This window comes from Flavobacterium sp. DW-iso2 (assembly GCF_058725285.1).
Window position 1 is genome coordinate 41,897 of sequence record NZ_JBZXDY010000005.1, and the last position, 18,315, is coordinate 60,211.

General features: G+C 33.0%; 15 protein-coding genes. 12 read left to right on the top strand and 3 right to left on the bottom strand.

What is annotated here, in order from left to right:
- The first annotated feature begins 445 nt into the window (after window positions 1-445).
- The 3 genes from pfkA to AC4PRO_RS05030 all read left to right on the top strand — a co-directional run bounded on the left by pfkA (window position 446) and on the right by AC4PRO_RS05030 (window position 3,497).
- Window positions 446-1,432 (top strand): 6-phosphofructokinase, encoded by a 987-nt coding sequence (gene pfkA / locus AC4PRO_RS05020; RefSeq protein WP_492116541.1) that lies wholly within the window; start codon window positions 446-448, stop codon window positions 1,430-1,432.
- 80 nt (window positions 1,433-1,512) lie between these two features.
- Window positions 1,513-2,517 carry a type I glyceraldehyde-3-phosphate dehydrogenase gene (gene gap, locus AC4PRO_RS05025; protein WP_492116542.1) on the top strand — a complete coding sequence of 335 codons (1,005 nt, stop codon included), beginning with the start codon at window positions 1,513-1,515 and terminating at the stop codon, window positions 2,515-2,517.
- A gap of 128 nt (window positions 2,518-2,645) precedes the next feature.
- Window positions 2,646-3,497: an N-acetylglucosamine kinase gene (locus tag AC4PRO_RS05030; protein WP_074722407.1), complete on the top strand. Its 852-nt coding sequence runs from the start codon at window positions 2,646-2,648 to the stop codon at window positions 3,495-3,497.
- A gap of 42 nt (window positions 3,498-3,539) precedes the next feature.
- Here AC4PRO_RS05030 and AC4PRO_RS05035 read toward each other — a convergent pair whose 3' ends face one another.
- Together AC4PRO_RS05035 and AC4PRO_RS05040 are read right to left on the bottom strand one after the other, a co-directional pair.
- Complete coding sequence (locus tag AC4PRO_RS05035; protein WP_492116543.1) at window positions 3,540-3,941, bottom strand: RidA family protein; 402 nt, start codon at window positions 3,939-3,941, stop codon at window positions 3,540-3,542.
- A gap of 63 nt (window positions 3,942-4,004) precedes the next feature.
- Complete coding sequence (locus AC4PRO_RS05040; RefSeq protein WP_492116544.1) at window positions 4,005-6,758, bottom strand: putative LPS assembly protein LptD; 2,754 nt, start codon at window positions 6,756-6,758, stop codon at window positions 4,005-4,007.
- A gap of 79 nt (window positions 6,759-6,837) precedes the next feature.
- Here AC4PRO_RS05040 and AC4PRO_RS05045 point away from each other — a divergent pair, with 79 nt between their 5' ends.
- The 9 genes from AC4PRO_RS05045 to AC4PRO_RS05085 all read left to right on the top strand — a co-directional run bounded on the left by AC4PRO_RS05045 (window position 6,838) and on the right by AC4PRO_RS05085 (window position 17,636).
- Complete coding sequence (locus AC4PRO_RS05045; protein ID WP_492116545.1) at window positions 6,838-7,896, top strand: N-acetylmuramoyl-L-alanine amidase family protein; 1,059 nt, start codon at window positions 6,838-6,840, stop codon at window positions 7,894-7,896.
- A gap of 78 nt (window positions 7,897-7,974) precedes the next feature.
- A complete protein-coding gene (locus AC4PRO_RS05050) occupies window positions 7,975-9,147 on the top strand; it encodes an N-acetylmuramoyl-L-alanine amidase family protein (protein WP_492116546.1) in 1,173 nt (390 codons plus the stop codon).
- Window positions 9,148-9,195: 48 nt separating this feature from the next.
- A complete protein-coding gene (locus tag AC4PRO_RS05055) occupies window positions 9,196-10,161 on the top strand; it encodes an MlaD family protein (protein ID WP_492116547.1) in 966 nt (321 codons plus the stop codon).
- Window positions 10,162-10,166: 5 nt separating this feature from the next.
- Complete coding sequence (locus AC4PRO_RS05060) at window positions 10,167-11,504, top strand: 4Fe-4S dicluster domain-containing protein (RefSeq protein ID WP_492116548.1); 1,338 nt, start codon at window positions 10,167-10,169, stop codon at window positions 11,502-11,504.
- A gap of 81 nt (window positions 11,505-11,585) precedes the next feature.
- Complete coding sequence (locus AC4PRO_RS05065) at window positions 11,586-12,377, top strand: (Fe-S)-binding protein (RefSeq protein WP_074722395.1); 792 nt, start codon at window positions 11,586-11,588, stop codon at window positions 12,375-12,377.
- A gap of 47 nt (window positions 12,378-12,424) precedes the next feature.
- Window positions 12,425-12,907, top strand: a complete 483-nt coding sequence (locus tag AC4PRO_RS05070; protein WP_492116549.1) for an ABC transporter ATPase — start codon at window positions 12,425-12,427, stop codon at window positions 12,905-12,907.
- Window positions 12,908-12,921: 14 nt separating this feature from the next.
- On the top strand, window positions 12,922-15,915 hold the full coding sequence (locus tag AC4PRO_RS05075) for a serine hydrolase domain-containing protein (protein WP_492116550.1): 2,994 nt from the start codon (window positions 12,922-12,924) through the stop codon (window positions 15,913-15,915).
- 95 nt (window positions 15,916-16,010) lie between these two features.
- A complete protein-coding gene (gene bshA / locus AC4PRO_RS05080) occupies window positions 16,011-17,180 on the top strand; it encodes an N-acetyl-alpha-D-glucosaminyl L-malate synthase BshA (protein ID WP_492116551.1) in 1,170 nt (389 codons plus the stop codon).
- A gap of 27 nt (window positions 17,181-17,207) precedes the next feature.
- The gene (locus AC4PRO_RS05085; protein WP_074722387.1) at window positions 17,208-17,636 is read left to right on the top strand and encodes a protease complex subunit PrcB family protein; all 429 of its coding nucleotides are present in this window, start codon (window positions 17,208-17,210) and stop codon (window positions 17,634-17,636) included.
- A gap of 48 nt (window positions 17,637-17,684) precedes the next feature.
- Here the strand turns inward: AC4PRO_RS05085 and AC4PRO_RS05090 are convergent, their stop codons facing one another.
- Window positions 17,685-18,188 carry a hypothetical protein gene (locus tag AC4PRO_RS05090; protein ID WP_074722385.1) on the bottom strand — a complete coding sequence of 168 codons (504 nt, stop codon included), beginning with the start codon at window positions 18,186-18,188 and terminating at the stop codon, window positions 17,685-17,687.
- Window positions 18,189-18,315 lie beyond the last annotated feature (127 nt).

Below are 18,315 nucleotides of genomic sequence, written 5' to 3' on the forward strand. Positions count from 1 at the left end.
GTCACAATAAGACTTAAAACAAAGCTATTCAAGATGTTTGCTTCGTCTTTTAAACCCCTTTTAGTCATTGATTAAATTGCTTAACAGATCATAATCTGTGAGAAGCTGTATAACATATAGCAAGTTTTTAGCAGTACAGGCTTTCAAGATACTAAACTAAAACGTTGAGATTTAAGACGAAATTTATATCTAAAAAAATGCATTAGAAATGTTTTAGAGCCGTTTTCTGTTTATGATTATAAAGCCACTATTTCCGCTAAATAATAGTTAATCAGCAAATAATATTTAAATAATTTAACTTTTATTAAAAAAACCAGCGTTTTTTATAGTTTTTCGAAAACTTATTAACGAAAACGTTTGAATTTAGTATAGTTGACTAATTTAATAAAAACATAACGTAAAAAGTGCGTTTTGTTTGTTAAATTTACGCTTTAATACTTAAATAATGCCAAAAACAATAAAAAAAGTCGGTGTTCTTACGTCGGGTGGAGATTCACCTGGAATGAATGCTGCGATTCGATCAGTTGTTCGAACTTGTGCTTATCATAATATAGAATGTATAGGAATTTATAGAGGGTATCAAGGAATGATTGAAGGGGACTTCAAAGAAATGGGAGCTCGTAGTGTGAATAACATAGTAAATAAAGGAGGAACAGTTTTAAAATCAGCTCGTTCTCTTGAATTCAAAACTCCAGAAGGAAGAAAAAAAGCACATGACCATCTTGTAAAAGCTGGAATAGATGCTTTAGTAGTAATTGGTGGAGATGGAACCTTTACAGGAGGAATGATATTTAATGCCGAGTTTGATTTTCCAGTGATGGGTATTCCAGGAACTATTGATAACGACATATTCGGTACTAGTCATACATTAGGTTATGACACTGCTTTGAATACAGTAGTGGAAGTAATAGATAAAATTAGAGATACTGCAAGTTCACATAACAGATTGTTTTTTGTGGAAGTTATGGGAAGAGATGCAGGACATATTGCTTTGAATGCTGGTATTGGAGCAGGAGCAGAGGAAATTCTTATTCCAGAAGAAAATTTAGGATTAGACCGATTATTGGAATCTTTGCAAAAAAGTAAAGCTTCAGGGAAATCATCTAGTATCGTTGTGATTGCAGAAGGGGATAAAATTGGTAAAAATGTATTCGAATTAAAAGATTACGTTGAAGCAAATCTACCTGAATATGATGTAAGAGTTTCTGTTTTAGGCCATATGCAGCGTGGTGGTTCGCCATCTTGTTTTGATAGGGTTCTAGCCAGTAGATTAGGGGTAAAAGCGGTAGAATCACTATTGGAAGGAAAATCAAATTATATGGTTGGATTACAAAATGATACTGTTACGCTAACGCCATTGGAACAAGCCATAAAAGGAAAGACAGAAATAGACAGAGAGTTACTTAGAGTCTCTGATATTATGTCGACATAAATAAAAGAATGAAGTTTATTGTGAGGAAATTAGACTTTAAAATGAAAGTTACAGAAAAATAAACAAAAAAATTAATTAAGATGTCAAAAGTAAAATTAGGAATAAACGGTTTTGGAAGAATTGGAAGAATTGTTTTTAGAGAATCATTTAACAGAGATAATGTAGAAGTTGTAGCAATAAACGATTTATTAGACGTAGATCAGTTAGCATACTTATTAAAATACGATTCAGTTCACGGACGTTTTGCTGGGAAAGTTGAAGTGATAGACGGAAAACTTTTTGTAAACGATAAAAATATCAGAATTACAGCTGAAAGAGAACCAGCAAATTTGAAATGGAACGAAGTTGATGTAGATGTTGTTGCTGAATGTACTGGATTCTTTACAACTAAAGAAACTGCAAATGCACACATCATTGGTGGAGCTAAGAAAGTAATTATTTCTGCACCGTCTGCTGATGCGCCAATGTTTGTTATGGGAGTAAATCACGAAAGTGCTAAAGCTTCTGACTTAGTTGTTTCTAATGCTTCTTGTACAACAAACTGTCTAGCTCCGTTGGCTAAAGTTATTAATGATAATTTTGGAATAGTTGAAGCTTTAATGACTACTGTTCATGCTACTACTTCAACTCAGATGACAACTGATGGACCATCTAAAAAAGACTGGAGAGGTGGTCGTGCTGCATCTTGTAATATAATCCCTTCTTCAACTGGAGCTGCAAAAGCTGTTGGAAAAGTAATTCCTGAATTAAACGGAAAACTTACTGGTATGGCTTTCCGCGTTCCTACTACCGATGTTTCTGTAGTTGATTTAACAGTAAAAGTTGCAAAAGAAACTTCATACGAAGAGGTAATGGCGGTTTTGAAACTAGCTTCAGAAACTACTATGAAAGGAGTAATGGGTTACACAGAAGATCTTGTAGTTTCTCAAGATTTCGTGTCAGACTCAAGAACTTCTATTGTTGATGCAAATGCTGGAATTGGGTTAAATTCTACTTTCTTTAAAATTATATCTTGGTACGATAATGAATATGGGTATTCTAGCAAATTGATTGATTTATCAGTTCATATTGCAGGATTAAAATAGTAATGCATTTGATGAAATCCCGTTTTTAATTTTTAAACGGGATTTTTTTTATTTTTATAGATTAATAATAGTAAACCAAATCTTTATTAGATTTAGAAGAAAGAGGAGATAACCAAAAACCAAAAGAAATGAGATTATTAGTTGATAGTGGTTCTACAAAAGCCGATTGGATTGCAATAGACGATGATGGAAAAGTATTGTTTACCACGCAAACATTGGGATTAAATCCTGAAATTCTTCAAAACGAACAAATTATTGAACGTTTAAATGACCGTTTTGATATTGTTCAAAGTAAAAAAACGGCTACGCATTTGTTTTTTTATGGAGCAGGTTGTGGAACAGATAAGATGAAATTGACGCTATCACAAGCTTTTCAAAGTTATTTTACTAATGCAATTGTTTCGGTTGAAGAAGATACTTATGCCGCGGTTTATGCAACTACCCCTAAAGGTGAAAAGGCAATTGTTTCTATTCTAGGAACAGGTTCTAATTGTAGTTATTTTGATGGTAAAGAATTGCATCAAAAAGTACAGTCACTAGGATACATTATTATGGATGATTGTAGTGGAAATGTTTTTGGGAAAGAATTACTAAGAAAGTATTATTTTAATAAGATGCCAAAAGAATTGGCAGTTGAATTTGCGAAAGAATATAATGTAGATCCAGATTTTATTAAAAGTAAGTTATATAAAGAAGACAATCCCAATGCTTATTTAGCCACTTTTGCAAAGTTTTTAATTCAACATAAAGAAACAGAGTTCTGCAGGAAGATTATCTTTAAAGGAATGAAGTCTTTTGTAAAAAACTACATTAAACAATATGATAATTGCAAAGAAGTACCAGTACATTTTGTAGGTTCTATTGCTTTCTATTTAAAAGAGGAGTTACAACAGACATTTGATAAATATGAATTGCAATTAGGTAATGTGCTTAGAAGACCTATAGATGGACTGATAGCCTATCATATTGCAAATAAATAAGGAAGTTCCAAAAATAAAATTCCAATATCTAATATTGGAATTTTATTTTTGGATTTTTTTATTATATAGTATTGCAATCATAGAAATTTCAACATTTACATTTTTTGGCAAGCAGGCCACTTGAACTGTTTCACGGGCTGGAGCGGTTTTTTCATTGAAATAAGAACCGTAAATGGTATTTATTTTTCCAAAATCATTCATATCCATTATAAATATTGTTGTTTTAACGATATTTTCAAAAGTCATTCCTGCAGCTTGTAGTACCGCTTTCATATTTTGCATTACTTGTTCCGTTTCTGCTTCAATAGTGTCTAATACTAACTCTCCTGTCGCAGGGTTAATCGCAATTTGCCCAGAAGCATAAAGTGTATCTCCTTTTAGCACAGCTTGACTATAGGGTCCTATTGGTGATGGAGCTTTTTCGGTAAAAATTATCTTTTTCATAAAAATGTTTTTCTGTCTTTTCTAATGAGTTATTTAAGTAAAAAGTAGTAATGATTGCCTAGTTTAACGTAATGTATTTGTACTTCGTTTATCCCACTTAATGTCGCTTAATACCCCTGATTTAATTCCAATAAAGAACCCCCAGTTGGCATTTGTTCCAAAAGGAGTCCAATTAAAATCCATTCTCCAGCTCAACAAATCACGCTCAAACCGCAGTTGTGTAAAGGTAACTCCGTTTTGTACAAAATCATAACCGGTAGATATTCCAGCTTTCCATTTTGGTGTCAAGTCAGTATTAGCTGATATCATGATAGAATTTCCAATAATTTTTTTCTCTCGGTTATTGTTTCCATAGGTTAGAGAATAGGCGAAAGTCATATCCCAAGGTAATTTCGAACTAAAGAATTCTGAAATTTTATCGTCTCCTTCCTCTTCAGCACCGTCAAACTGACTTTTACGAGTATCATTTAAAACAGTGTTGGCACCAAAAAGATCATCCTCACGACCACCATTTCTTTGACTTTGTTCGTTTTTATCTTTTTTAGCTTCGTCTTTGTCTTTACTGGATAAGGAATAATTAAAAGTCATATTAGCACTTGTCATTCTAAACAAGCTACCCCCGTTATTAATATTATACATTGAAATTCGGTTCCCAGAATTATCAATGGCGTAAGGATCTAATGTAGCACCAAAGTTGACATTCATCTTATCTCTAAATAATTGTGTTCCGCCACTGACACGAACGGGCGACCAAGCGAGTGCCGTTACTCCATCAGCATCTAAATTGTAACTTGTTGACAAATTTAAATTATTGAGTAGCATTATTTTTTTAGCTTCTACTTTAGTACTGTCTTTATCGGTTACTTTTGCCTCAAAGGTATTGCTTAAGTCGAATCCAAGCGTATTAGAGTTGCTTATTCCTGGTGCGCCAAAGATTCCGCCTTCAAATCGAGAATATTGCTTGGTAATGGTTCCGGAGGCATCAGAGGCGTAAGTATCATAGTATTTTTCGAAACTTGGTGTATATCCATAAGAAACAGAAGGTCTCATGACGTGTCGGATCGATTTTATTTTTTTGTCTTCGCCAAAGTTGAAAGTACCATAAATTGTGGTCCCAACACTTGATGAAAAGGAATACGTTCTAAAGGCATCAAAACCGCTTACAATCTTATCGACAACTGCACTTTGTTCTGTATTGTAGCTTCTTTCAATTGTTTTTGCATACCAGACTTCTTCATAATTTAGAGAGGTCGAAGCACTAAAATATTTAAACAATTTAAAATTAGTACTTAACGGGATGCTATGTTGCACCCCCAACTTGGCATCTCTAAACATTTGCGGTTTAAAAAAAAGCGAATCAGTTGTAGTAATTGTGTTTCGACCGTTTAAATTATATTGTAAATTTATATTTTTGAAAAAACCTTTTTTAATACCGTCTTTTCCAACAAAAGGATAGATTCGATCCACACTAAGCTGAAGCGTAGGTAAGGTCATATTAATCGATTCAGTTTGCGTATTTTGCGAATGGGTTGCTGACAAAGACATTCTTACTTGTGGTACGGACTGGAATGTTTTTGAATAAGAAATAGAGGAACTTAAAGTATTATTAAGATTCGAACCAATATTAGCCAAATTTATCGATTGCTTGAAATATTTACTACTTCCTAGATTCACAGATGCTGAAAAACTAGAATTAGGGTTTGCTTTTGTATCTCTAGAATGCGACCATTGGATATTATAAATTTTTTGTTTAGAATAGTCTGGATAGCCTCTTTCGCTAGAAATTAAATTTTCAAATCGAACATTGATATTTCCTCTAAATTTATATCGTTGGGCATAAGAAGATTCAAAACGCATTCCGTAACTTCCATTGGTATAATAATCACCTAAAACTGTTAAATCATAATGGTCGTTTAAGGCAAAATAGTAGCCCCCGTTTTGCAAGGAGAAACCTCTGGTATTTGAATCATTATAACTCGGTAAAATAATTCCTGATATATTCGTTTCCTTGGTCATTGGGAAATAAGCAAACGGCAAAGCTATCGGTGTGGGTACATCTGCAATTACCATATTAGTCAAACCGGTTATTACTTTTTTTCCTGGGATGAATTTAACTTTACTAGTTTGAAAATAATATTCAGGATTGTCTACATTCTTAGATGTGGTAAATCGAGCTCCTTTTAAAAAGTATACAGAATCATTTTCTTTTTTCGTAATTTGTGCTTTTACTTTAAATTCACCTTGCTCTGTTCTTGAGTTCCAAATCAATGCTTTTTGCGTCTTGAAATTGAAGCGAATAGAATCCGGCTCCACAACGTTTCCAGCTTGTTTGAAGTTAGGGTATTGTGTATATTTTCCAGTAGAATCTTTAATTCTACCGGCATAAACCTCGTTCTTTTCATAATCCAAAACAATTATTCCTGCCTTTAATTCAACATCTTGATAATAAAGTTCAGCTTGATCGTATAAAGTAATCAGCTTTTTCTTTTGATCAATCTTGGCATATTGCTCAGCCTTATATCTAACCTTCCCGTCAAGAAATGCTTTTTTAGGTTTAATCGTGTCTTTCTTAGTAATAGTATCCGTTTCTTTCTTTAAATCTGAAATGGAAATACTCTTTTTATCAATTACTGAAGAAGATTTTTCGGCTTGTTTTTTAACGGTAATAGCGGTTGTTTTTTTTGATATATCTTGAGAATACAAGTTGGCACCTCCCATTGTCAGGAAAAAGGATATTAAAACGATATTAAATAAGTTTGTCTGCAAAGGTTTAAATGCTATTTTTGTAAAATTATGGCTTGTTTTTTGAAGTGTCAAACTTACTGATTATTTTTTGGCAAAAATAATCAAATAAAAAAATTAAGTACTAGTGTTCCAATAAAATTAACTTTAACATATGAAATTCAATTATTATATTTTTTTGATAGCGATTTTTATAGTGTTTACCCATACTGCTGTGTTTTCTCAAAATGATCAAAATTTCACAGTAATACTTGATGCGGGTCATGGCGGTAAAGATCCAGGAAATTCGTATCATGGCTATACTGAAAAAGACATTGCGCTTAAAACTACGCTTAAAGTGGGTGATTTTTTAGAAAAAGTAGCCGATTTTAAAGTTGTTTATACTAGAACCACTGATGTTTTTATTGAATTGGCTAATAGACCGAAAATTGCTAATAAAGCGAATGCTAATATATTTGTGTCTATTCATTGTAACTCAGTAAAAAGTTTCCAGCCCTACGGGACCGAAACTTTTGTAATGGGGTTGTCCCGAAGTGATTTAAACCTAGAGGTAGCAAAAAAGGAAAATTCTGTAATTCTATTAGAAGATAATTTTAAAGATACTTATCAGGGTTTTGATCCAAATAAACCAGAATCCTTGATTGGATTGACGATTTTACAAGAAGAGAATTTAAATAACAGTATCATTTTAGCTACTGAGATTCAAGATAATTTCACACATAATTTAAAAAGAAACTCTAGAGGTATCAAGCAGCAACCGCTTTGGGTTTTAGATGCGGTCTATATGCCTAGTGTTTTAATTGAACTTGGGTTTTTATCAAATAGAGAAGAAGGACAGTTTTTAAATTCAGAAGAAGGACAAGACCAAATGGCATTGCAAATAGCAAAAGCAATAGTTGAATACAAGAAAAAATATTTCGGGGCAGGATCGATTGTGAATAGCAAAGTCAAGAATAATACTGCAAGTACAGTAAGTGCTATTACGACTTCAAGTAGTGATACTATTTATAAAGTGCAACTTTTAGCAAGTTCTAAAAACATACCGTTAATACCCAGTAATTTCAAAGGATTAAACAATATAACAAGTACATTTGATAATGAAATATATAGGTACATGTATGGAGCAGCATCTACTATTCAAGAAGTAAAAAAAATGAAATTAGAAGCTCAGATGGTTGGATATCCAGATGCTTTTGTAGTTACCTCTAATTAAGATTAAAGTCTTGTCTTAATAATTTTGATGTTGATAAGAAGAATAATTAAATTTGTAAAAAATAAATAAATTTTGAAATTGAAAAATAGTAATAATGATAATGTGTTTAAAGTGTTATTATTTCTTTCCTTTTTGGTTAGTAGCCTTTCTTTTGGTCAAAATACTAACTTTAAGGTGACCTTAGATGCAGGGCACGGCGGGCATGATTTTGGAGCTGTGTATAATGGGCATGTGGAAAAAAATATCGCTTTGGCGGTTGTACTTAAAGTGGGTAAGATCTTGGAAAGTAACCCTAAAGTTGATGTCATCTATACAAAAAAGACGGATATTTTTGTTGATTTAGTCGAAAGAGCCAATATTGCGAATAGAGCCGATGCTAATATTTTTGTATCAATTCACTGTAATGCTAATAGAAATACTGATGCAGATGGGACGGAAACCTATGTAATGGGTATGAATAAAATTGCTTCAAATCTAGAAGCGGCTAAAAAAGAGAACTCTGTTATTACTTTAGAGAAAGATTACAAAAGAAAATATGAAGGTTTTGATCCTAATTCTCCAGAAACCATGATCGGAATGACATTGATGCAAGAAGAATATCTGGATAATAGCATTTCGTTGGCTAGTAAAATCGAAAATGAATTTGAAGGCTTAGGAAAGAGAATTCGTGGTGGAGGCGTAAAACAAGCTCCTTTTATGGTGCTGCATAAAGCATATATGCCTAGAGTTTTAGTAGAAATGGGTTTTATATCTAATTTTGATGAAGGAAATCGATTAGACTCAGAAGAAGGCCAGAATGAAATTGCCAACGCTATCGCGAATGCAATAATTAGTTATAAAAATGAATATTACGGGACAGGTGGAGCAGAAACTACTGAACCTAAGCCTTCACAAAGGAATAGTGAAAGTTCAGCTAAGGATAATGAAACTCCGATTAAAACAAAATCAGTTACAGAATCTGTAGACAATAGAAAAGTAGCTCCAAAACAAGATAATACTCAGATTCTTTTCAAAGTACAAATTTCTGCAAGTGGAAAAAAAATGGATTTACAACCCAGAAATTTTAAAGGTTTAAATTATATATCTGTGGACTATGATAATAATGTCTATAAATATATGTACGGTGAAACGTCTGATTATAATGAATCAAAAAATCTGTTGCAAGAAGCTAAGGCAAAAGGGTATAGTTCTGCTTTTTTGATAGCTTTTAAAAACGGAAAGAAGATAAGCATACAAGAAGCGATTAAATAATAAGAATTTCAATTATTTTATATTAAATTTGTACAAAATACTTACATTTTGAAATTAACACGAGAAATTAAAACTGCAGTTTTAGTAATTGCATCGATATTATTATTTATTTGGGGATATAGCTTCTTAAAAGGTCGAGATCTTTTAAATAGTTACAAAACATTATATGTCGAATACGAAACAGTAGAAGGATTGACTTCCTCTGCACCCATTACACTAAATGGTTTGGAAATAGGTAGAGTGGCCAAAATCACTATTAATGAAAACACAGGTAATTTGTTAGTAGAACTACAAATTAAATCTGATTTCCCTATTTCAAGATCAAGTATCGCTACGATTTATGAGCCTGGTTTTATTGCTGGAAAGCAAATTGCTATAGAGCCTAATTTTAAAGACAAGTCGATTGCATTAAGCGGTGAAAAACTTAAAGGGGCAATTCGATTGGGACTTACTGATAAAGTTGGAGAGAAACTAGTTCCGCTTCAAGAAAAATTAGATAAGATTATGGTTAACGCCGACGTTCTAATTACTGGGGTTAATAATGTCTTAGATAAGAAGGCACAAGAGGATTTAAGAAATAGTTTAGCTGAATTAAGCAAAACAATGGAACAGTTTCATAAAGCTTCGTTGAGTATGAATACTATTCTTGATGAAAATAAAACTCAGATAAAAGGTGTCGTAACTAATTTTAATAAAATATCTGTTGATTTTTCTAAAATTTCAGATTCTTTAAATAAAGCTGATTTAGGCAAAACAGTGAGAAATCTAAACAGTACCTTGGCGAAAGTGAATGGTATCATGAAAGGATTAGAATCTGGAAAAGGTACAATGGGTAAATTGTTGAATGACGATGCATTTTATACCAACTTGTCAAAAACTTCAAAAGAATTAGAGCTATTGCTGCAAGATGTTAGACTCTATCCTACAAGATATGTAAATGTTTCTCTTTTTGGAAAGAAAAACAAACCGTATAAAGCCCCTGTAACCGACACTATCTCAAAAGAAAAAAACTAGTAATTATGAGCTACTTAGACAATATTTTATTTGCCCTATTATTAATTATCGGGTTTGGCTATTTTTTTGTAAACATAAAAAAGATAAGAAGAAACATCAATCTAGGTATCGAGATAGATCGAAAAGATAATCCCAGTGCGCGATGGAAAAACATGGCCATGATTGCATTAGGACAGTCAAAAATGGTGAAAAGACCCATAGCCGGAGCACTTCATATTGTGGTTTATTTAGGTTTTATAATTATCAATATAGAATTGTTAGAAATTATTATTGACGGTTTATTTGGGACACACCGAGTTTTTGGCTTTTTGGGTTCTTTGTATGATGTTTTAATTGCATCATTTGAAATATTGGCAGTTTTAGTGTTGATAGCAGTTGGTGTTTTCTGGATTAGAAGAAATGTTATAAAATTAAAACGATTCATAAATAAGGATTTAACAGGATTCCCTAAAAATGATGCTAATTATATCCTTTATTTTGAAGTGGTCTTAATGACATTGTTTTTATTGATGAATGCATCTGATTTGCATTTGCAAAATGTACCTGGAGGCTTTTCTCATTTTATAGTGGCAGGTTCTTTTCCTATTAGCCAATTCATCGAACCGTTATTTAACGGAATGTCAAATGAGTTAGTGATGCTACTTTTTGAAGTGTTCTGGTGGTTGCATATTGTAGGTATTTTAATTTTTATGAACTATTTGTATTTTTCAAAACACTTACACATTTTGTTGGCTTTTCCTAACACCTATTTTGCTGACTTAAATCCACAGGGACAGTTTAATAATTTAGAAGCAGTGACTAAAGAAGTAAAAATGATGATGGATCCTAATGCTGATCCATTTGCAGCAGCGCCAGCTCCGGCAGAGGGTGAAGTTCCCGCTAAGTTTGGAGCAAGCGATATTCAGGATTTAAATTGGGTACAATTATTAAATGCTTACACCTGTACAGAGTGTGGTCGTTGTACTTCATCTTGCCCTGCAAATATAACAGGTAAAAAACTATCTCCTCGTAAGATTATGATGGATACTAGAGACAGAATGGAAGAAGTAGGAAGGAATATTGATGCTAATAAAGGTGTTTTTATTCCAGATAACAAAACATTATTGAATGATTACATTACTGCAGAGGAACTTTGGGCTTGTACATCTTGTAATGCATGTGTTGAAGAATGCCCTGTAAATATTAGTCCTTTATCTATTATTATGGATATGCGTCGTTACCTAGTTATGGAGCAAAGTGCTGCACCAATGCCTATAAATGCGATGATGACCAATATAGAAAATAATGGAGCACCATGGCAATACAATCAACAGGATAGATTGAACTGGAAAAACGAAAATTAATTTTGTAAAGTTTAGGTGGTTATTCGTTTAATCGCTTTTCAAATAACTAGTTAGTTAGCTAGCTGAATAAAAAAATATAAAATGTCAGAGAATTTAATAGTGCCAACAATGGCGGAAATGCTTGCCCAAGGAAAACAACCTGAAGTGTTGTTTTGGGTAGGTTGTGCAGGAAGTTTTGATGATAGAGCAAAAAAAATAACAAAGGCATTTGTACGAATTTTGAATCGTGCAAACGTTCCTTTCGCCGTACTTGGTACCGAAGAGAGTTGTACTGGTGATCCCGCAAAAAGAGCAGGAAATGAGTTCTTGTTCCAAATGCAAGCGATGATGAACATAGAAGTTTTGAATGCGTATGAAGCCAAGAAAATAGTGACGGCTTGTCCGCATTGTTTTAATACTTTAAAAAATGAATATCCAGAATTGGGTGGGAAGTACGAGGTAGTGCATCACACTGAATTCTTGAAATCATTATTAGATGACGGAAGACTGACAATAGAAGGTGGGCAATTCAAAGGAAAACGAATTACTTTTCACGATCCATGCTATTTAGGAAGAGCCAATAATGTATATGAAGCTCCTAGAGAGCTGATTCAAAAACTGGATGCTGAATTAGTAGAGATGAAACGTTCTCGTGCAAATGGATTGTGCTGCGGTGCTGGAGGAGCTCAAATGTTTAAAGATGCAGAGCCAGGAGACAAAGAAATTAATATTGAAAGAACAGAAGACGCATTAGACACAAAACCAGAAATAATTGCTGCTGGATGCCCGTTTTGTAATACTATGTTGACGGATGGTATTAAAAATAAAGAAAAAGAAGGAGATGTAAAAGTGATGGACATTGCAGAATTAATTGCAAATGCTCAAGATTTATAGAACTTTAGAGTTGAAATCGAAAATTCGAAATTTAAAAATAAAAAAAAATGTACGTACCATTTGAAAATTTACCGGAAGAATCTAAAATTTGGATCTACCAATCGAATAGAAAATTTTCGGATGCTGAATTTTCCGAAATAGAAACTGATTTACAGGTATTTCTAGAAAATTGGGCTGCACATGGGACGAGTTTGGTTTCTTCGTATCAGTTAAAATACAATAGATTTATTATACTAGCCGTTGATCAAGATGTTCAAACTGCTACTGGTTGCTCTATAGATTCATCTGTTGAATTTATCCAATCATTAGAAAAGAAATACAATGTTGATCTATTGGACAAAATGAATGTGACTTTTAAACTAGGAGAGCACATTGCGCACAAGCCATTAATAGATTTTAAAAAAATGGTAAAAGATAAAGCAGTCACTGAAAATACTATTGTTTTTAATAATTTAATTAACAATATTCAGGAATATAATGAATCATGGGAAGTCCCGGCTATCGATAGTTGGCATAGCCGTTTTTTCTAAAACATAATACTTTAATGAAAAATACAGGCATCAGAATTTCTTTTCTTTATGTCTTATTTTTTTTTATAACCAGTTGTATTGGAGTAAAAAATAATAAGCAGAAGGTAATACTTGCCCATCATCCTTCGGAAATTGATAGTGTAGTAGTTGACAATTCTCAAAAGCCTTCTATGCTTTTTGAAATATCAATTGAAGGGAAAAAATGGGTGGACAGTATTTATAATGCGATGACATTTGATGAAAAAGTAGGGCAGTTATTTATGGTTGCTGCCTATTCAAATAGAGATAACACTCATTATACTGCGATTGAAAAACTCATAAGTGAAAATAAAATTGGTGGATTACTATTTTTTCAAGGTGGGCCTGTACGTCAGGCCAATTTGACAAATCGGTATCAATCTAAATCTAAAACACCACTATTTATAGGTAATGATGCTGAATGGGGACTCAGTATGCGTCTCGACTCTACCTATACATATCCATGGAATATGACTCTTGGTGCGGTGCAAGATATTAAATTGATTGAAAAATTAGGTACTCAAATAGGAGAGCAAAGTAAAAGATTGGGTCTGCAGTTCAATTTTTCTCCCGTATTGGATATTAATACGAATCCTAAAAACCCTATTATTGGTTTCCGTTCATTTGGCGAAGATAAGTATAAAGTTACGGAACGAGCCATTGCAATGATGAAGGGGATGCAGAGTAAAGGTGTGTTTTCGACAGGGAAACATTTTCCAGGTCACGGAGATACAGATATCGATTCCCACAAAGGATTGCCAACTGTTAATTTTTCTAAGGAAAGATTAGAGATAATGGAGTTCTATCCCTATAAAAAGATGTTTGAAAAAGGACTTGCGTCAGTAATGGTTGCGCATTTAAACGTACCAAGCTTAGAACCTAAACCAAATTATCCTTCTTCTATATCTTATAAAATTGTCACAAATGTTCTCCAAAAGGAATTAGGATTTCAAGGTCTTATTTTTACAGATGCTTTAAATATGAAAGCAGTAAGTAGATTTAGCACTCCAGGTCAGATTGACTTAAAGGCGTTTCTGGCCGGCAACGATGTTTTACTGTTTCCTGAAAATGTTCCACTGGCTTTAGATGCTTTCAAGCAAGCCTATCAGGACTCTTTATTCACGGAAAGTAGACTGGCTTTGTCAGTGAAGAAAATTCTTAAATTCAAATACCACGCTGGTTTAAATACGTACAAGCCTATTGATACTAAGAATTTGTATCAGGATCTTAATTCATCTAAAAATGATGCTTTGCAATATGAATTGTACGAGAATGCCATTACTGTTTTAAAGAATACAAATACTATTTTACCAATCAAAGATTTAGCAAATCAAAAGATTGCCTACGTGAAAATGGGCGATGCAACAAATAGTACGTTTATTTCCACATTAAAAAAGTACACCGAAGTAACTGAAATTGCAGATGACAATCTTGAGAATTTACAATCAAAATTAAATCAATTTACAACTCTAATTATTGGTTACCATAAATCGGATATAGCTTGGAAAAGCTTTGATTTTAGTCAAACAGAATTACAAAAATTAGCTTTTTTAGCCAAAAACAACAATGTAATATTAGATGTTTTTGCTCCGCCTTATTCTTTGATTCCAGTAGATAGTTTTAATGATATCAAGGGCGTGGTGCTTTCGTATCAAAATAGTCTGATTGCACAAGAAGTTTCTGCTGAGTTGATTTTTGGTGCTATTGCTGCCAAAGGGAAATTACCTGTTACTGTCACGACTGAGTTTACTGCTAATTTAGGACTTTCAACAGAAAAATTAAATGTTTTAGGATTCACAGCAGCTGAAAATGTGGGAATGAATCCTTTGATTTTGGATAAAATTGAAGCCGTAGCACAAAAAGCAATCAATGGCAAAATGGCCCCTGGAATGCAGATTTTGGTAGCAAGAAAAGGAAAAGTCATTTATCAAAAGTCTTTTGGATACCAGACCTATGAAAAGAATTCAAAAGTCACTAATAGTGATGTGTATGATGTGGCTTCTTTAACGAAGATCTTATCTACATTGCCCAACGTAATGCTCCAATATGACCAGCAGAAAATAAACATGGAAACTAGATTAGACTCCATGCTACCTATATTTAAAAATTCAAATAAACAAGACATACACTTTAAGGAACTATTGTCGCACTATGCCAGACTGCAACCTTGGATTCCTTTTTATAAAGCTACGGTAGATAAAAGTGGGAACCCCTTGGATAAATATTATAAGAAAATATCAGAGGCACAATTTTCCACAAAAGTGGCTGATAGTCTTTTTTTAAGAAATGATTATCATGATACTATTATGAATTTGATTGCAGACAGTAAGTTGCTTCCGCAAAAAAAATACAAGTACAGTGATTTTACGTTTATGATTCTAAAAGAGTATTTAGAAAAAGCTACTGGAAAAACATTAGATGTTTTAAGTACTGATAATTTTTATAAACCACTTGGCGCCAATAATACCATGTACAATCCGTTGCAAAGTATTCCTAAAGATCGAATTGCACCAACAGAAATTGACACGTATTTCCGTAATCAGATTATACAAGGATATGTTCATGATATGGGTGCTGCAATGGAAGGTGGAATAGGAGGACATGCTGGAATTTTTTCAAATAGTATGGATATCGCCAAAATAATGCAGCTGTATTTACAAAAAGGAAATTATGGGAACAAGCAATATTTCTCTGAGAAAACATTCGATGACTTTAATACCTGTTATTTTTGTGCAGAAGGCAATCGAAGAGGCGTAGGTTTTGATAAACCTCAATTAGGAGATAAAGGCCCTACTTGTGGTTGTGCTTCCATGACTAGTTTTGGACATACTGGATTTACAGGCACAATGGCTTGGGCAGATCCAGAAACCGAAATCGTTTATATCTTCTTATCCAATAGAACATTTCCTGCAGATAGTACAAATAAATTATCAAGAGAAAATATTCGAGAAGACATTCAAGAAATAATATATGATGCAATTGAACGGTAATTAGTTTAAAGCAGATATATAATTAAAGATTTCTTTTGTCATTTTAAAAAATGGCGTTCCTATTTTCCTTAAATTCGTTACATTAAAATAAATACATGAAAATTGCAATAGTTTGTTACCCTACGTTTGGAGGAAGTGGAGTTGTCGCTACAGAGTTAGGGCTTGAATTAGCTCGTCATGGCCATGAAGTTCATTTCATTACTTACAGTCAACCCGTTCGTTTGGCATTGTTAAATCCTAACGTTCACTATCATGAAGTTAACGTTCCTGAATATCCATTGTTTCATTATCAGCCTTATGAATTAGCACTATCGAGCAAATTGGTCGATATGGTTAAACTATACAAAATTGAAATTCTGCATGTGCATTATGCTATTCCTCACGCTTATGCGGGTTATATGGCTAAGCAAATGTTGAAAGATGAAGGAATTGAAATCCCGATGGTTACTACGCTTCATGGAACAGATATTACATTGGTTGGAAATCATCCTTTCTATAAACCGGCGGTAAGTTTTAGTATCAATAAATCTGACGTGGTGACATCAGTTTCACAAAGTTTGAAAGAGGATACTTATAAGTTATTTAACATAAAAAAAGATATTCATGTCATACCTAACTTTATAGAATTAGATAAGAATACTAAAGATCCGAGTATTTCATGTCGCCGTTCTTTGATGGCTAAAGGAGACGAAAGGATAATTACTCATATTAGTAATTTTAGAAAAGTAAAGCGAATTCCTGATGTTATCAAAATATTTCATAAAATTCAACAGGAAATTCCTGCTAAATTAATGATGGTAGGTGATGGGCCTGAGAAAGAAAAGGCTGAATATCTATGTCAGGAATTAGGTATTTTGGATAAAGTTATCTTTTTTGGAAACAGTAATGAAATCGATAAAATTTTAAGTTACACTGATTTATTTTTGTTGCCATCTGAAACAGAAAGTTTTGGTCTCGCAGCATTAGAAGCTATGGCTTGGGGAGTTCCGGTGATCTCTAGTAATTCTGGAGGGTTGTCTGAAGTAAATTTTGAAGGGATTTCAGGTTATTTGAGCGACGTTGGGAATACAGATGAAATGGCTCAGAATGCGTTGAAAATATTAAAAGATAATACTGTTCTTTTAAAATTTAAAGAAAATGCATTGTCTGTAGCAAAGAAGTTTGATATTAAAAACATTTTGCCATTGTATGTCGATTTATATCAAAAGGCAATTAAGAAGTATTCGAAAAAAAATAAATTTTTGAATCAATCGAAAAAAGAATAACGCTTTGAATCAACTTAAAATAAACCAATGAAAAAAATCAGTTCTGTGTTTATTATTTTTTTATTAGTTTCCTGCGGGGCTACTGTTATAAAAGAAACAGGGAAATCACCTTTATTTGAAGTATTGACGCAACAATCTGATGGAGGGGGTAACATCCATTTCTACGAGATCTTGACTGAACCAAATGAAATAAAAATGTTGCAGAACGATAAGCAGTTGAAAAATAAGATTACTGCTATCGATGTTCAAAGATCAAATTTTGTTATTTTGAATATGGGCGAAAAAAGTACTGGAGGTTATTCAGTAGCGGTTGAAAGTGTTCAGGAAACGGAAAAAAATATAATAATCAATGTAAAAGAAAGTAGTCCGGAGCTTGGTACGATGGTATCTCAGGTAATAACTTATCCTTTTTGCGTTGTCAAAATTAACTCGAAAAAAGAAATTATTATTAAATAAAAAAATGCCACTAGAGATAGTGGCATTTTTTATATAAACAGAGTAATACTAGAATTGGTATTTAAGACCCAAGGCAATATCAGAACCGTAATTGTTTTTGTAGTAACCATTTCCACCAAATTCAGGTCTGAAATCTAAAGAGATTAATAATGGAATATCAAAATTATACTCAATTCCTATGTCCCCTGCAGCAAATGCAAACGTATCGTTATAATGAGTATTGTCGTTATCATAACTATAACTACCTAAACCACCACCTACACCAGCGTACCAGTTGAAACCACCATCAATGTTCCATACCCATTGGTACAAAGCAGCAAGTTTGATTGCGTTGTCATCATAACCATTATTATTGTAGTCTTTTCTATTTCTCCAACCTAAATCAAGTTCAAGTCTGTTGTTGCTTCCCAAAGCTCTTTGGTAAGTAATTTCAGTTCCAAAACCGCCACTGTCTCCTAAACGTAAACCTATTGCGTTTTTAGAGATGTCTTGTGCTTGTGTGCTAAATGCTAATCCAATTAACATAAAAGCAGATAAAATAATTTTTTTCATAGTTAAATATTTGTTGCTGCAAAGTTACAACGAAATGGGAACGAAAAATTTATATTTTAATTGTTAATTGTTTCAAAATTCACACCTTGAGTTTTGTTGATTTATGCTTTAAGCAATGATTACCAAT

Coding starts and splice junctions, on each gene's coding strand:
- AC4PRO_RS05075 (WP_492116550.1), top strand. CDS start 12,922: ATGAAAAATACAGGCATCAGAATTTCTTTTCTTTATGTCTTATTTTTT.
- AC4PRO_RS05060 (WP_492116548.1), top strand. CDS start 10,167: ATGAGCTACTTAGACAATATTTTATTTGCCCTATTATTAATTATCGGG.
- AC4PRO_RS05070 (WP_492116549.1), top strand. CDS start 12,425: ATGTACGTACCATTTGAAAATTTACCGGAAGAATCTAAAATTTGGATC.
- bshA (WP_492116551.1), top strand. CDS start 16,011: ATGAAAATTGCAATAGTTTGTTACCCTACGTTTGGAGGAAGTGGAGTT.
- gap (WP_492116542.1), top strand. CDS start 1,513: ATGTCAAAAGTAAAATTAGGAATAAACGGTTTTGGAAGAATTGGAAGA.
- AC4PRO_RS05030 (WP_074722407.1), top strand. CDS start 2,646: ATGAGATTATTAGTTGATAGTGGTTCTACAAAAGCCGATTGGATTGCA.
- AC4PRO_RS05085 (WP_074722387.1), top strand. CDS start 17,208: ATGAAAAAAATCAGTTCTGTGTTTATTATTTTTTTATTAGTTTCCTGC.
- pfkA (WP_492116541.1), top strand. CDS start 446: ATGCCAAAAACAATAAAAAAAGTCGGTGTTCTTACGTCGGGTGGAGAT.
- AC4PRO_RS05045 (WP_492116545.1), top strand. CDS start 6,838: ATGAAATTCAATTATTATATTTTTTTGATAGCGATTTTTATAGTGTTT.
- AC4PRO_RS05035 (WP_492116543.1), bottom strand. CDS start 3,941: ATGAAAAAGATAATTTTTACCGAAAAAGCTCCATCACCAATAGGACCC.
- AC4PRO_RS05090 (WP_074722385.1), bottom strand. CDS start 18,188: ATGAAAAAAATTATTTTATCTGCTTTTATGTTAATTGGATTAGCATTT.
- AC4PRO_RS05065 (WP_074722395.1), top strand. CDS start 11,586: ATGTCAGAGAATTTAATAGTGCCAACAATGGCGGAAATGCTTGCCCAA.